Consider the following 15,220-nt stretch of genomic DNA (forward strand, 5'->3'; position numbering starts at 1 on the left):
GGTCAGATTCCTTGTTCGCTCAGCCACAGGTTCAGCGCCGCCAGCTGCCACAGCTTGGAGCCGCGCAGCGGTGTCAGCTGGCCATGGGGGTTGCTCAGCAGGCGGTCGAGCATGGCCGGGTTGAACAGCCCACGGTCCTGGCTGGGGTCGGTCAGCAGCTCACGCACCCAGCCCAGGGTGGCACCTTCCAGGTGTTTCAGGCCCGGCACCGGGAAGTAGCCCTTTTTGCGGTCGATTACCTCGTGCGGGATCACCCGCCGTGCTGCCTGCTTGAGCACCTGCTTGCCGCCGTCGGGCAGCTTGAAGCGCGCCGGGATGCGTGCCGACAGTTCCACCAGGCGGTAGTCGAGGAATGGCGTGCGTGCTTCGAGGCCCCAGGCCATGGTCATGTTGTCCACCCGTTTGACCGGGTCGTCGACCAGCATCACCGTGCTGTCCAGGCGCAAGGCCTTGTCCACCGCGTCCCGTGCGCCGGGGCGGGCGAAGTGCTCGCGCACGAAGTCACCGGCGGCGTCGGTTTCCAACAGCCAAGGGGCCTGTACGGTATCGCGGTACTCGGCATGGCTGCGGTCGAAGAAGGCGTCGCGGTAGGCGGCAAAGGCATCCTCGGCGCCGGCCACCTGCGGGTACCAGTGGTAACCGGCGAACAGTTCGTCCGCGCCCTGGCCGCTCTGCACGCCTTTGCAGTGCTTGGCCACTTCCCGCGACAGCAGGTAGAAGGCGATGCAGTCGTGGCTGACCATCGGCTCGCTCATGGCGCGGAACGCGGCCGGCAACTGGTCGATGATTTCGTGTTCGGCAATGCGCAGTTGGTGATGGCGGGTGCCGTAGTGCTTGGCGATCAGGTCGGAATACTGGAACTCGTCGCCGCGCTCGCCGCCGGCGTCCTCGAAGCCGATGGAGAAGGTCGACAGGTCGTCCACGCCCACTTCGCGCAACAGGCCCACCAGCAGGCTGGAATCGACCCCGCCGGACAGCAACACACCCACGTCGACGGCAGCCCGTTGGCGAATGGCCACGGCGTCACGGGTGGCGTCGAGCACGCGGGTGGTCCAGCCTTCCAGGTCGAGATCGCGCTCGTCCGGGTTGGCGCCGTATTGCAGTTGCCACCAGGTCTGGCGCTCTACTTCGCCATGCCGGTCAATGCGCATCCAGGTGCCGGGTTCCAGCTTTTGCACGTTGGCCAGCAGGGTGCGCGGTGCTGGCACCACGGCGTGGAAGTTCAGGTAGTGGTTGAGCGCCACCGGGTCGAGCATCGGGTCGATGTCGCCGCCCTTGAGCAGCGCCGGCAGGGTAGAGGCAAAGCGCAGGCGCTCGCCGTTGCGCGACAGGTACAAGGGCTTCACGCCGAGGCGGTCGCGGGCCAGGAACAGGCGCTGGTTATCGCGCTCCCAGATGGCCAGGGCAAACATGCCGTTGAGCTTGGGCAGCAGTGCCGCGCCCCAGGCGTGGTAGCCCTTGAGCAGCCTCGGTATCGCCGTCGGACCAGAAGCTGTAGCCCAGGTCTTGCAGTTCCTGGCGCAGTTCGGGGAAGTTGTAGATGGCACCGTTGAAAGCCAGTGACAAGCCCAGGGTGTTGTCGACCATCGGCTGCGCCGAGCCATCGGACAAGTCCATGATTTTCAGGCGCCGGTGGCCAAGGGCAATCGGGCCTTGGCTATGGAAGCCCCACGCATCCGGGCCGCGTGGCGCCAGGTGATGGGTGATGCGCTCTACCGCAGCCAGGTCGGCTGGGCGAGGGGCTTGGTCGATAGGGGTGAAACGCAACTCTCCTGCTAATCCGCACATAAGTCCTTACCGGTTTTTCCGTTGGGGAGGTGGTGCCCCGGATTAGGGCACCTTCAGGAACTGACCTGTGTACTTTGCGAGAGTTTTAGAACAATCTGTTATATGACGTTGAGTCCTGGGGGCGCACTACGCCCCGAGAGCTATCACTTGCCCCGAATCAACCTACGCAAGGCGAACCGGTTCGGATGACAAGCTTCTGCCACCGCGCGGGGCAACGGCAACGGTTCCCCGCACACCCAGGCCGCCACCAGCTCGCCACTCAACGGCGCTGTGATCAACCCGCGCGAGCCATGCCCACTGTTCACGTACAACCCGCCCAGCCATGGGCAGGCCACATCCGGCACCTGCCGCGCATCCCGGCCCAGCACCGCATAGGCCTCGGCAAACGCCTGGCTGTCGGCCAGCGGCCCGACGATTGGCAGGTAATCCGGGCTGGTGCAACGGAACGCTGCACGCCCCTGCAACTGTTCAGCGTCCAGTTCAGCCACGCCCAGCCGCTGCGCCAGGTCGACGGAAATCTCGTCCAGCAGCGCCAGGTTGCCCTGGTGTTCGGCCACCGTCGGCGCAAGGTCTTCGCTGTGGAAATCAAAACTCGCGCCCAGGGTATGTTCATCCCCGCGCGGTGGTGCCACATAGCCTTCCGCGCACACCACGGTACGCAGCGCCCGGCTGCTGGCGGTGGCCGGCAAGCGGGTGATCTGCCCACGGATGCGCTTGAGCGGCAACTGCGCGCAAGGCTCGAAACGGCGCACATCGGCAGCGCCGGCCAGGACCACCACCGGTGCGCTGGCCAGCAGGCGATCGCCAGCCCAGGCTTGCCAGTGTTGACCAATGTTGCGCAGCTCGATGACGTCCTGGTGGGTCAGCAGGCGAATACCTGGGTGCTGCAACTGCTGCTGGCACAGCGCCGGCGGGTGCACCCAACCCCCTTCGGGGTAGAACAACCCACCGGCTGGCAAGGCCACCCCGGCGATGGCTTCGGCCTCGGCGCGCTCCAGCGCGTGCAGCAAGTCGTGGTCGAAGGCGGCGGCCAGTTTGCCCTGGCGTTCGGCCTCCTTGGCGTCGAAGGCCAACTGCAGCACGCCGCAGGCATCCCAGTCCTGGCCACGTTGCAAGCGCTGGAGCTGGCGCCGCGTGTAGCCGAACCCGGACAGAATCATCTGCGACAGCGCGGTGCCATGGGCAGACAGCTTGAGGTACAACACCCCTTGCGGGTTGCCCGAAGCTTCCTGGGCCGGGGCTTCGTGGCGCTCCAGCACAGTGACCTGCCAGCCACGCCGGGCCAGGCTGGCAGCGGTTGTGCTGCCGGCGAGCCCGGCACCGATCACCAGCGCTTCGCGCGGCCCTTGTGCAACCGCTGGGCGTGCGTACCAGGGGGCTTTGGGGCCGGGGACGGGGCCGACGTAGGCGCCGCTCATCACCTCCCACTTCTTGCCGATGCCTGGCACCTTCTTCATGGCGAAGCCAGCTTCGACCAGGCTGCGGCGTACCCAGCCGGTGGTGGTGAACGTGCCCAGCACTGTGCCCGGGTGCGATAGCCGCGCCAGCTGCGCGAACAGCTCTGGGGTCCACATGTCGGGGTTCTTGGCAGGGGCGAAGCCATCGAGGAACCACACATCGATCTGTGCATCGAGTTGCGGCAGCTGTTCCAGCACATCGCCGATCAACAGCGTGAGGGTGACCCGGCCATTGGCGAAGGTGAACTGCTGAAAACCTGGGTGTACCGCCACGTATTGCTCCAGCAGCGGCTCGGTATAGGCAGCTAGCTCAGGCCACAGGCTTACGGCGCGGGCCATGTCAGCGTGGCCAAGGGGGTACTTTTCGACGCTGACGAAGTGCAGGCGCGCGTCGCGGTGAGCGTGCTGGTCGAACAGCTGCCAGGCGCAGAAAAAATTCATCCCGGTGCCAAAACCGGTTTCGCCGATCACCCCGCAGGTATGCGGCGCCAGGTTGGCAAAGCGCTCGGCCAGGCGGGTCTGGCCGAGGAACACGTGCTTGGTTTCTTCAATGCCTTCGTTGACCGCGAAATAGACGTCGTCGTATTGCCGCGAGTGGGGGCGGCCCTGGTCGTCCCAGTCGATCTGGGCGTGCTGGAGGAGGGTGGACATGGTTGGCTCGGTTGCAGCGGATGGCGAGATTTTATGTCATCCGGGTCAGCTGTGGGAGCGCGTTCATTCTCGAACAGGCCAGTACAGGCAGAAATGAAATCCGCTAGTCTTGGTTATCCATTGAAGGAGCCAGTGCATGTTCGAATCTGCCGAAATCGGCCACAGCATCGACAAGGAGGCTTACGACGCCGAGGTGCCCGCTTTGCGCGAGGCCCTGCTCGAAGCCCAGTACGAACTCAAGCAGCAGGCGCGTTTCCCGGTGATCGTGCTGATCAACGGCATCGAAGGCGCCGGCAAGGGTGAGACGGTAAAACTGCTCAACGAGTGGATGGACCCGCGCATGATCGATGTGCTCACGTTCGACCAGCAGACCGACGAGGAACTGGCCCGGCCACCCGCCTGGCGTTACTGGCGGGCCTTGCCACCGAAGGGGCGGATGGGCGTGTTCTTCGGCAACTGGTACAGCCAGATGCTGCAGGGGCGGGTGCATGGGGTGTTCAAGGACGCCGTGCTCGATCAGGCCATCATGGGCGCCGAGCGCCTGGAGCAGATGCTGTGTGACGAAGGTGCGCTGATCATCAAGTTCTGGTTCCACCTGTCCAAGAAGCAGATGAAGGCACGGCTGAAATCGCTCAAGGACGACCCGCTGCACAGCTGGAAGATCAGCCCGCTGGACTGGCAGCAGTCAGAAACCTACGACCGGTTCGTGCGCTTTGGCGAGCGCGTGCTGCGCCGCACCAGCCGCGACTATGCCCCGTGGCATATCGTCGAAGGGGTCGACCCGAATTATCGCAGCCTGGCGGTGGGGCGCATCCTGCTGGAAAGCCTGCAAGCCGCCCTGGCCAACAACCCCAAGGGCAAGCACCAGGGCAACGTGGCCCCGCTTGGCCGCAGCATCGACGACCGCAGCCTGCTTGGCGCCCTGGACATGACCTTGCGCCTGGACAAGGCCGACTACCAGGAACAGCTGGTCACCGAACAGGCCCGCCTGGCAGGCCTGCTGCGTGACAAGCATATGCGCCGGCATGCGCTGGTGGCGGTGTTCGAAGGCAACGACGCCGCCGGCAAGGGCGGTGCCATCCGCCGCGTGGCGGCTGCGCTGGACCCGCGCCAGTACCGCATCGTGCCGATTGCCGCACCCACCGAAGAAGAGCGCGCCCAGCCGTACCTTTGGCGGTTCTGGCGGCATATACCGGCGCGTGGCAAGTTCACCATCTTCGACCGTTCCTGGTATGGCCGGGTGCTGGTGGAGCGGGTGGAAGGCTTTTGCAGCCCGGCCGACTGGATGCGCGCGTACAGCGAGATCAACGACTTTGAAGAGCAGTTGGTGAACGCCGGCGTGGTGGTGGTCAAGTTCTGGCTGGCGATTGACCAGCAAACCCAGCTGGAGCGCTTCGAAGAGCGCGAGCAGATCCCATTCAAACGCTACAAGATCACCGAGGAGGACTGGCGCAACCGTGACAAGTGGGGCGAGTACACCCAGGCAGTGGGCGACATGGTCGACCGCACCAGCAGCGAGATTGCACCGTGGACGCTGGTGGAGGCCAATGACAAGCGCTGGGCGCGGGTGAAGGTGTTGCGCACCATCAACCAGGCGCTGGAAGCGGCGTTTGCCAAGGACAAGAAATAATCGAAGTTCCTGGTTGCCTGTTCTGGCCTCTTCGCGTGTTTACCCGCGAAGAGGCCAGAACAGGCATCACATTTACCAAGCCATGCCGCCGAAGAATGACCTGATGAATTCTTTTCTCGGCACGCTTTCCCGCCACGGCCCTCCAAGTCCGTAGAATCCAATCACCCCCACCACGGGTTTGATCGAGGATTTTATGCACACCACTTCCGGCCGCTGGGGCTATGGGCTGTTCCTGGCGCTTCTGACGGCGCTGCTCTGGGGTATCTTGCCGATCAAGCTCAAGCAGGTGCTGCAAGTGGTCGACCCGATCACCGTCACCTGGTATCGCTTGTCGGTCTCCGGCGGCCTGCTGTTCGCCTGGCTGGCGGCTCAGCGGCGCTTGCCGTCCGTGCGCAAACTTACGCCCAAGGGCAAAGGCCTGGTGGTGCTGGCCGTGCTTGGCTTGATGGGTAACTACGTGCTGTACCTGATCGGTCTCAAGCTGCTCAGCCCCGGCACCGCGCAACTGGTGGTGCAAATCGGCCCGGTGCTGTTACTGGTGGCCAGCGTATTCGTGTTCCGCGAGCGCTTCAGCCTGGGGCAGGGCGTGGGCCTGCTGATTCTGCTGGCGGGTTTTGGGCTGTTTTTCAACCAGCGCCTGGAAGAACTGCTGACGTCGCTGGGCACCTACACCACCGGGGTGCTGACTATCCTGCTGGCCACCAGCATCTGGGTGTTCTACGCCCTGAGCCAGAAGCAATTGCTGACCGTATGGCATTCGCAACAGGTAATGATGGTGATCTACCTCAGTTGCGCCGCGCTGCTCACGCCTTGGGTGCACCCGCTGGAAGCGCTGCAACTGACCCCAGTGCAAGGTTGGCTGCTGCTGGCCTGTTGCCTGAATACCCTGGTGGCCTATGGCGCGTTTGCCGAAGCGCTGGCGCACTGGGAGGCGTCGCGAGTGAGTGCCACCCTGGCGCTGACGCCGCTGGTGACCTTTGTCGCGGTGGCGCTGGCGGCGGTGATTTGGCCAGCGTACGTACATGCCGAGGACATCAATGCCCTGGGCTATGTGGGAGCGGTAACCGTGGTGTTCGGCTCGGCGGTGGTGGCGCTGGGGCCATCGCTGGTGGCCGGGTGGCGGGCCCGCAAAGCGCGATTGGCCCAGGTTCATTAAGCCTACGCGCTCCCACAATGCCCGGGTAATGAGCGGCTGGCCGAGTTAGCCATGCCCCCCTGGGGCCAGCATGTTCTCTGGCCGCACCCACTGGTCGAACTGCTCATTGGTCAGATACTTCAACTCCAATGCCGCCTCCCTCAAGGTCTTGCCTTCGCTGTAAGCCTTCTTGGCAATTTCCGCTGCCTTGTCATAGCCAATGTGCGGGTTGAGCGCGGTCACCAGCATCAACCCGCGTTCCAGGTGCGCAGCCATCTGCTGGGCATCCGGTTCGATACCCGCCACGCAATGCAGCTGGAAATTGCGGCAACCATCGGCCAGCAATTCGACCGATTGCAGCAGGTTATGAATGATTACCGGCTTGAATACGTTCAACTGCAAATGCCCCTGGCTGGCGGCAAAACCAATCGCCGCGTCATTGCCCAGCACCTGGCAGGCCAGCATCGACAGTGCCTCGCACTGGGTCGGGTTGACCTTGCCCGGCATGATCGAACTGCCCGGCTCGTTGGCCGGCAGGCGCACCTCGGCCAGTCCCGCGCGCGGGCCAGAGCCCAGCAGGCGCAGGTCGTTGGCGATTTTCATCAGGGCTACAGCCAGGGTCTTCAGGGCCCCGGCCAGGCTGGTCAGCGGTTCGTGGCCAGCGAGGGCGGCAAACTTGTTGGGCGCGGTGACGAATGGCAGCCCGGACTCCGCCGCCAACTCGGCAGCGATGGCTTCGGCAAAACCATGCGGGGCGTTGAGCCCGGTACCCACGGCGGTACCGCCCTGGGCCAGTTCACACACCGCCGGCAGGGTGGCGCGGATGGCGCGCTGGGCGTAGTCGAGTTGCGCGACGAAGGCCGAAACCTCCTGGCCGAAGGTGATCGGTGTGGCGTCCATCATGTGCGTGCGGCCGGTTTTCACCAGCTTGTTGTGGCGCGCCGACAACTCGGCCAGCCCTGACGACAGCTCGGCGATCGCTGGCAGCAGCTGTTCATGCACTGCCTGCGCAGCAGCAATGTGCATGGCCGTGGGGAAGCAGTCGTTGGAGCTTTGCGAGCGGTTGACGTGGTCGTTGGGGTGTACTGGCGCCTTGCCGCCACGGCCTTTGCCGGCCAGCTCGTTGGCGCGCCCGGCAATAACCTCGTTGACGTTCATGTTGCTCTGGGTGCCGCTGCCCGTTTGCCAGACGACGAGCGGGAACTGGTCATCGTGCTTGCCATCCAGCACTTCATCGGCGGCCTGTTCGATCAACCGGGCGATGTCGGCCGGCAAGTCGCCATTGCGGTCGTTGACGCGCGCCGCGGCCTTCTTGATCAGTGCCAGGGCGTGCAGCACCGCGAGGGGCATGCGTTCCTTGCCAATGGCGAAGTTGATCAGCGAACGCTGGGTCTGCGCACCCCAGTAGGCGTCCTCCGGAACTTCGACCGGGCCCAGGCTGTCTGTCTCGATACGGCTCATTCTGTACTCACTCCTGTGTAGTTCGAAATCGCAGTTTAGGCCCTGATTCGACCGAGCGGTTCCGTCGCTCGTCGTGCCACTTGAGCACATCGCCACCACGGCGCAGAATGCTCTACTCTGAGGTACCCGCCTCCGTCTCTTTGAAGGAAATGCAATGACCCGTCTCCGTGTCCTTTGTGCCGCCGTTGCCCTGGTTTGCGCCAGCGGCCAGGTACTCGCTGCCACCGCCAGCCACAACGCTGCTGCCGAGAAATTCCTGACCCTGGCCAACGCCGACAAGCTGGGCACCCCGGTGTACATGCAAGTACAGCAAATGTTCGCCCAGCGTTTCGCCCAGACCAAGGCCCCGGCCGCCAAACAGCCGGTACTGGAAAGCTACCAGGCCAAGGCCAACGCGGCACTGGACAACGCCATCGGCTGGAACAAGCTGAAGCCGAAGATGGTCGACCTGTACACCCAGACCTTCACCGAGCAGGAGCTCAAGGACCTGGTCAAGTTCTATGAATCGCCACTGGGCAAGAAAGTGCTGCGTGAAATGCCCAAGGTTACCCAGCAGTCGGCGCAGCTGACCCAACAGAGCCTGGAACCAGCAGTGCCGGTGGTGAACAAGCTGCTGGAAGACATGACCAAGGAACTGGACCCGAACGCAGGCAAGGCCGCCGCCCCTGCGAAGAAGTGAGTACGCCGCAATGACCATGCAACAGCGTATCGAACAGCAGCTGGCCACGCTGGCGCCGCAACACCTGCAAGTGCTCAACGAAAGCCACATGCACAGTCGTGGTCAGGAGACCCACTACAAAGCAGTGATCGTCAGCGAGCAGTTTGCCGGGTTGAACAGCGTCAAGCGCCACCAGAAGGTCTATGCCACCATGGGTGAGCTGATGGGTGAGATCCACGCCCTGGCTATCCACACCTACACCGCCGAAGAGTGGGCCAAGGTCGGCGTTGCACCGGCCTCGCCGGTGTGTGCGGGCGGCGGGCACTGAAACCTTTTTGTCGTTCTGGTAGAATTCGCAACGCGCCGCTTGTCGGCGCGTTTTTATTTGTCAATCCGGTCCGCCCCTTACGAGGGCAACCACCTGGAGAATCTGCTTCATGTCCCAAGCCATCGTCGTCGCGGCGCTGTACAAGTTCGTCACCCTGGAAGACTACATCGAGCTGCGCGAGCCGCTGCTGCAAGCCATGCTCGACAACAACGTCAAAGGCACCCTGCTGCTGGCCCACGAGGGCATCAACGGCACCGTGTCGGCCACCCGCGAAGGCATCGACGGCCTGCTGGCCTGGCTGCGCAACGATCCGCGCCTGGTCGATGTCGACCATAAAGAGTCGTACTGCGACGAACAGCCCTTCTACCGCACCAAGGTCAAGCTCAAGAAAGAAATCGTCACCCTCGGCGTGCCGGGCGTAGACCCCAACCAGGCAGTCGGCACCTATGTCGAGCCCAAGGACTGGAACGCCTTGATCAGCGACCCGGAAGTGCTGCTGATCGACACCCGTAACGACTACGAAGTGGCCATCGGTACTTTCAAGGGCGCCATCGACCCGAAGACCGAAACCTTCCGTGAATTCCCGGAGTACATCAAGGCCAACTTCGACCCGAGCAAGCACAAGAAAGTGGCCATGTTCTGCACCGGTGGCATCCGCTGTGAAAAAGCCTCCAGCTACATGCTCGGTGAAGGCTTTGATGCGGTCTATCATCTTAAGGGCGGCATCCTGAAATACTTCGAGGAAGTGCCTCAGGAAGAAAGCCTGTGGGACGGCGACTGCTTCGTCTTCGACAACCGCGTCACGGTGCGCCATGACCTGAGCGAAGGCGAGTACGACCAGTGCCACGCCTGCCGCCACCCGATCAATGCACAGGAGCGTGCGTCCGAGCACTATTCGCCAGGTGTCAGCTGCCCGCATTGCTGGGACACCCTGAGCGAAAAGACCCGGCGCAGTGCCATCGACCGGCAGAAGCAGATCGAGCTGGCCAAGGCCCGCAACCTGCCGCACCCGATCGGTTACAACTACAAAGCCGAGGCCTGATGCATGTCTGCACGCCTGATCTATGTGATGGACCCGATGTGCTCCTGGTGCTGGGGTTTCGCGCCAGTGGCCGCGGCCCTGATCGCCCAGGCGCGTGAGGCAGGCGTTGCCACCCGTCTGGTGCCGGGTGGGCTGCGTACCGGCGGCAGCGCCTTGGACAGCTCCACCCGCAAGTACATCCTCGAACACTGGCAGGCGGTGGCTGAGGCTACCGGCCAGCCGTTCCGCTTCGAGGGTGCCATGCCCGACGGCTTCGTCTACGACACCGAGCCGGCCTGCCGTGCTCTGGTCACAGCCCGTGAGCTGGACGCCGAGCGCGTCTGGCCGCTGCTGGCGCTGATCCAGCGTGCGTTCTACGAGCAAGGCATGGATGTGACCACCGCGCCACAGCTGGTCGAGCTGGCTGAACAGGCCGGCTTCGACCGTGCCGTGTTCGCCGAAACCTTCGCCCGTGCCGACACCCGTGCTGCCACAGCGGCCGACTTCGCCTGGGCGCAGGACCTGGGTATCGCCGGCTTCCCGACCCTGTTGGCCGAGCGCAACGGCCAACTGGCCTTGCTGACCAACGGCTATCAGCCGCTGGAGCGCCTGCAACCCTTGCTCGGCCGTTGGCTGCAGCAGGCTGCCTGTGCTTGATGTGCCTGGGTCACCCGACCCGGTGCCGGGCAAGCCATACAGTGCGGCCGATCGACTGAGCTGGGCGGAAATCCGCCGCCTGGCCCTGCATCACAAGAAAAACCTCTGGTCTGCCAACCTCATCGCTGTGCTGGCGGCATGCTGCAGTGTGCCCATTCCGCTGCTGCTGCCGTTGCTGGTGGATGAGGTGCTGCTCGGCCATGGTGATGCCGCGTTGAAGTGGATGAACCACCTGCTGCCGTCCAGCTGGCAGGTGGCCGCCGGCTACATTGGCCTGATGCTGGCACTCACCCTGTGCCTGCGCCTGGCTGCGCTGGCGTTCAACGTGATTCAGGCCAAGCTGTTCGCCGGCTTGGCCAAGGATATCGTCTACCGCCTGCGCATTCGCCTGATCGAGCGGCTCAAGCGTATTTCGCTGAAGGAATACGAAAGCCTGGGCAGCGGCACGGTGACCACCCACCTGGTCACCGACCTGGACACCCTCGACAAGTTCGTCGGCGAAACCCTCAGCCGCTTCCTGGTGGCCATGCTGACCCTGACCGGCACGGCAGCCATCCTGATCTGGATGCACTGGCAACTGGCCTTGCTGATCTTGCTGTTCAACCCGCTGGTGATCTACTTCACCGTGCAGTTGGGCAAGCGGGTAAAACACCTGAAAAAGCTCGAAAACGACAGCACCGCGCGCTTTACCCAGGCACTGGCGGAAACCCTCGATGCCATCCAGGAAATCCGCGCGGGCAACCGCCAGGGCTATTTCCTTGGCCGGTTGGGCTTGCGTGCCCGTGAGGTGCGCGACTACGCCGTGGACTCTCAATGGAAAAGCGACGCCAGTGGCCGTGCCAGTGGCCTGCTGTTCCAGTTCGGCATCGACATCTTCCGCGCCGCGGCGATGCTTACCGTGTTGTTTTCAGACTTGTCGATCGGCCAGATGCTGGCGGTGTTCAGCTACCTGTGGTTCATGATCGGCCCGGTGGAGCAACTGCTCAACCTGCAATATGCCTATTACGCCGCCGGTGGTGCGCTGAGCCGCCTCAACGAGCTACTGGCGCGTGACGACGAGCCGCAGTACCCCGCCGCCAGCGACCCGTTCGCCGGTCGCCAGACCGTGGGTATCGAAGTGCGCGACCTGCGCTTTGCCTATGCCGACGAGCCGGTGCTGGAGCATCTCGACCTGTCGATTGCCCCAGGCGAGAAGGTGGCGATTGTCGGTGCCAGCGGCGGCGGCAAGAGCACCCTGGTGCAACTGCTGTTGGGCCTTTACAGCGCCCAGGCCGGAACCATCCGCTTCGGCGGGGCCAGCTTGCAGGAAATCGGCCTTGAAACCCTGCGCGAGAACGTCGCGGTGGTGTTGCAGCACCCGTCACTGTTCAACGACAGCGTGCGTGCCAACCTGACCATGGGCCGTGATTGCAGTGACGATGCCTGCTGGCAGGCGCTGCACATTGCTCAACTGGATGCCACCATCGCTGCCTTGCCCCAGGGCCTGGACAGTGTGCTGGGGCGTTCTGGGGTGCGCTTGTCTGGCGGCCAGCGGCAGCGCCTGGCGATTGCCCGCATGGTGCTGGCCGAGCCCAAGGTGGTTATCCTCGACGAGGCCACATCGGCCCTGGATGCCGCCACCGAGTACAACCTGCATCAGGCCCTGGCGCGCTTCCTCAGCGGCCGCACCACGCTGATCATCGCCCACCGGCTTTCGGCGGTGAAGCAGGCTGATCGAGTACTGGTGTTCGATAGTGGGCATGTGGCTGAAGATGGCGACCACCAGCAGCTGATTGCCGAAGGCGGGTTGTATGCCAAGCTGTATGGGCACCTGCAGCAGAGCTGAATTTCAGGATGTACAAATCCCCCGATTCCCTGTCATAAAAATCCCCTCCACAACGATGGCAAATGGCCTACGCTGTGCTTGTCTGGGTTGATTTGCGCCTTATCTGCTCTGTGACAGGGACTCCATGAAGGGACATCGCACTCTAGAAGCGCCAAAGTTGCTCGGTATCACCTGGCCCTTCATCGCCGTTGTGGTCCTCCAGGTGGCGTTGGGCAGCCTCAGCCTTTATACGCTCTCGGCCGTGCGCGCGTATGTCGCGGGCGAAAGCCTGTGGTCCAAGGCGCAGAAAGACGCCATCTACTACCTCAACCTGTACGCTGAAACACGCGACGACAGCACCTACCAGCGTTATCGCCAGGCCATTACCGTACCTCAGGGCGACCATCAGTTGCGCGAGGTGCTCGACCGTCCCAACCCTGATCTGGAGGCCGCGCGCCAGGCAGTGCTGCAAGGGGGCAACCACCCTGACGATGTCGAGCGGATCATCTGGTTCTACCGCAATTTCCGCAACGTCAGCTACATGCAGACGGCCATCGACTACTGGGATGTCGGCGACGATTACCTGGCCAAGCTGGATGTGCTGGCTGGCGAGATGCGCCAGCGCTTGAGCAGTGGCCCGGTTGATGCCGGCACGGTCAGCGACTGGAAGGCGCGTATCGTCACCATCAACGAAGGGGTCACGCCTGCGGCCAAAGCGTTCAGAGATGCCTTGGGCGAAGGCTCGCGCATGTTGCTGCGGGTGCTGCTGATCACTAACCTGCTGACGGCAATGGTGCTGATTACCATTGCCTGGCGCCGATCCAGCAAGCTGCTGGCTCAGCGCCAGGCATTTGCCAGCGCCCTGCAGGAAGAAAAAGAGCGGGCGCAGATCACGTTGCAAGCCATCGGTGATGCGGTGATCACCACCGATGTGGAGGGCAGTATCGGCTACATGAACCCGGCCGCCGAGCAATTGACTCACTGGCAAGCCAGCCAGGCGCTGGGCCTGCCGCTGTCGGCAATGTTCAGCCTGGTTGACGAACAGGCCGAGGAGGAGGGTCGCAGCCTGGTCGAGCAGGTGCTCAGTGGCAGTCTCAAGGGCGGCGCGGAACACGCCAGGTTGATTCAGCGGCTGGACGGCAGCACCGTGTCAATCAACCTGGTCGGTTCGCCTATCGTCAGTGACGGCCAGGTCAGCGGTATCGTACTGGTGCTGCACGACATGACCCAGGAGCGGCAGTACATCGCCAACCTGTCCTGGCAGGCCACCCACGATGCGCTGACTGGGCTGGCCAACCGCCGCGAGTTCGAATACCGCCTGGAGCAGGCGCTCAACGGCCTGGCGCGCCAGGCCGGGCGGCACTCGCTGATGTTCCTCGACCTCGACCAGTTCAAGCTGGTCAACGACACTTGCGGCCATGCGGCTGGCGATGAGCTGTTGCGGCACATTTGCGCCGTACTGCAGTCCGGCCTGCGCGAAGGCGATACCTTGGCGCGGCTGGGTGGCGACGAATTTGGCGTGTTGCTGGAAAACTGCCCGCCCGATCAGGCCGAGCGCATCGCCGAGCAATTGCGCCAGATGGTGCAGAGCCTGCACTTCGTGTGGAAAGGGCGGCCGTTCGTCACCACGGTCAGCATCGGGCTGGTGCACATGGCCCAGGCCCCGGGCACGCTGGAGGCTTCGCTGCGCGCTGCCGACATGGCGTGCTACATGGCCAAGGAGAAGGGGCGCAACCGTGTGCAGGTGTACCATGCCGATGACAGCGAACTGTCCATGCGCTTCGGCGAAATGGCCTGGATCCAGCGCTTGCATGTGGCTTTGGAAGAAAACCGCTTCTGCCTGTATGCCCAGGAAATCGCCCCGCTGAAAAGCTTCGAAGGCCCGGGGCACATCGAGATTCTGCTGCGCCTGCACGACGAAAGCGGCCGTACCATCCTGCCCAGCAGCTTTATCCCGGCGGCCGAACGCTACGGCCTGATGACCGCGCTTGACCGTTGGGTGGTGCGCAATGTGTTTCTGGTCATACGCCAGTGCCTGGACGAAGGGCGCGAAGGGCCGTTGTCGATCTGTGCGATCAACCTGTCGGGGTCGAGCATCGGCGACGACAAGTTTCTCGAATACCTGCAGCGGTTGTTCGTCGAGTACGCCATCCCGCCGCGAATGATCTGCTTTGAAATTACCGAAACCAGTGCCATCGCCAACCTGGGCAGCGCCATCCGTTTCATCAACGAGTTGAAGGGGCTGGGTTGCCGCTTTTCGCTCGATGATTTCTGCGCTGGCATGTCCTCGTTCGCCTATCTCAAGCATTTGCCCGTGGATTACCTGAAGATTGACGGCAGTTTCGTCAAGGACATGCTCGACGACCCGGTCAACCGGGCCATGGTCGAGGTCATCAACCATATCGGCCATGTGATGGGTAAGCGCACCATTGCCGAGTTCGTCGAAACACCCTTGATCGAGCAGGCCTTGCAGGAAATTGGCGTGGATTACGCCCAGGGCTACCTGATCGAACGCCCCCAGGTGTTCACCTGTGACAGTCTGCAGCGCCAACGGATCGCCGCCCGGCCTCTGTTGCAGCGGGCACCTGGCACGTTTCGCTAGCTAGAAATCACAAGGATCAAGGAGCTGA

10 protein-coding genes and 1 pseudogene are annotated in these 15,220 nt (G+C 63.4%); 8 read left to right on the forward strand and 3 right to left on the reverse strand.

Annotated features, from left to right (window positions below):
* Nucleotides 1–2 precede the first annotated feature (2 nt).
* Nucleotides 3–1,788: pseudogene (locus AB5975_16740) on the reverse strand (N-acetylglutaminylglutamine amidotransferase).
* Between the two features lie 143 nt (nucleotides 1,789–1,931).
* The gene (gene mnmC / locus AB5975_16745; protein ID XDR18321.1) at nucleotides 1,932–3,896 is read right to left on the reverse strand and encodes a bifunctional tRNA (5-methylaminomethyl-2-thiouridine)(34)-methyltransferase MnmD/FAD-dependent 5-carboxymethylaminomethyl-2-thiouridine(34) oxidoreductase MnmC; all 1,965 of its coding nucleotides are present in this window, start codon (nucleotides 3,894–3,896) and stop codon (nucleotides 1,932–1,934) included.
* Between the two features lie 136 nt (nucleotides 3,897–4,032).
* On the opposite strand from mnmC, the gene pap reads away from it, so the two are divergent.
* A complete protein-coding gene (gene pap, locus AB5975_16750) occupies nucleotides 4,033–5,526 on the forward strand; it encodes a polyphosphate:AMP phosphotransferase (GenBank protein ID XDR18322.1) in 1,494 nt (497 codons plus the stop codon).
* A 193-nt stretch (nucleotides 5,527–5,719) separates the two neighbouring features.
* Complete coding sequence (locus AB5975_16755; GenBank protein ID XDR18323.1) at nucleotides 5,720–6,682, forward strand: DMT family transporter; 963 nt, start codon at nucleotides 5,720–5,722, stop codon at nucleotides 6,680–6,682.
* A gap of 45 nt (nucleotides 6,683–6,727) precedes the next feature.
* On the opposite strand, the gene AB5975_16760 is transcribed toward AB5975_16755, so the two are convergent.
* Nucleotides 6,728–8,122 (reverse strand): class II fumarate hydratase, encoded by a 1,395-nt coding sequence (locus AB5975_16760; GenBank protein ID XDR18324.1) that lies wholly within the window; start codon nucleotides 8,120–8,122, stop codon nucleotides 6,728–6,730.
* A 154-nt stretch (nucleotides 8,123–8,276) separates the two neighbouring features.
* Between AB5975_16760 and AB5975_16765 the strand changes: the two genes are divergently transcribed.
* The 6 genes from AB5975_16765 to AB5975_16790 all read left to right on the forward strand — a co-directional run bounded on the left by AB5975_16765 (nucleotide 8,277) and on the right by AB5975_16790 (nucleotide 15,192).
* Nucleotides 8,277–8,801 (forward strand): DUF2059 domain-containing protein, encoded by a 525-nt coding sequence (locus tag AB5975_16765; GenBank protein XDR18325.1) that lies wholly within the window; start codon nucleotides 8,277–8,279, stop codon nucleotides 8,799–8,801.
* A gap of 10 nt (nucleotides 8,802–8,811) precedes the next feature.
* Nucleotides 8,812–9,108 (forward strand): BolA family protein, encoded by a 297-nt coding sequence (locus AB5975_16770; protein XDR18326.1) that lies wholly within the window; start codon nucleotides 8,812–8,814, stop codon nucleotides 9,106–9,108.
* 109 nt (nucleotides 9,109–9,217) lie between these two features.
* The gene (locus AB5975_16775; protein XDR18327.1) at nucleotides 9,218–10,150 is read left to right on the forward strand and encodes a rhodanese-related sulfurtransferase; all 933 of its coding nucleotides are present in this window, start codon (nucleotides 9,218–9,220) and stop codon (nucleotides 10,148–10,150) included.
* A gap of 3 nt (nucleotides 10,151–10,153) precedes the next feature.
* A complete protein-coding gene (locus AB5975_16780) occupies nucleotides 10,154–10,786 on the forward strand; it encodes a DsbA family protein (protein XDR18328.1) in 633 nt (210 codons plus the stop codon).
* The gene (locus AB5975_16785; GenBank protein ID XDR18329.1) at nucleotides 10,779–12,611 is read left to right on the forward strand and encodes an ABC transporter ATP-binding protein; all 1,833 of its coding nucleotides are present in this window, start codon (nucleotides 10,779–10,781) and stop codon (nucleotides 12,609–12,611) included. The genes AB5975_16780 and AB5975_16785 overlap by 8 nt, the downstream gene beginning before the upstream one ends.
* A gap of 124 nt (nucleotides 12,612–12,735) precedes the next feature.
* Nucleotides 12,736–15,192: an EAL domain-containing protein gene (locus AB5975_16790; GenBank protein XDR18330.1), complete on the forward strand. Its 2,457-nt coding sequence runs from the start codon at nucleotides 12,736–12,738 to the stop codon at nucleotides 15,190–15,192.
* The last annotated feature ends 28 nt before the right edge of the window (nucleotides 15,193–15,220 follow it).

The organism is Pseudomonas putida (assembly GCA_041071465.1).
Classification (GTDB): domain Bacteria; phylum Pseudomonadota; class Gammaproteobacteria; order Pseudomonadales; family Pseudomonadaceae; genus Aquipseudomonas; species Aquipseudomonas putida_P.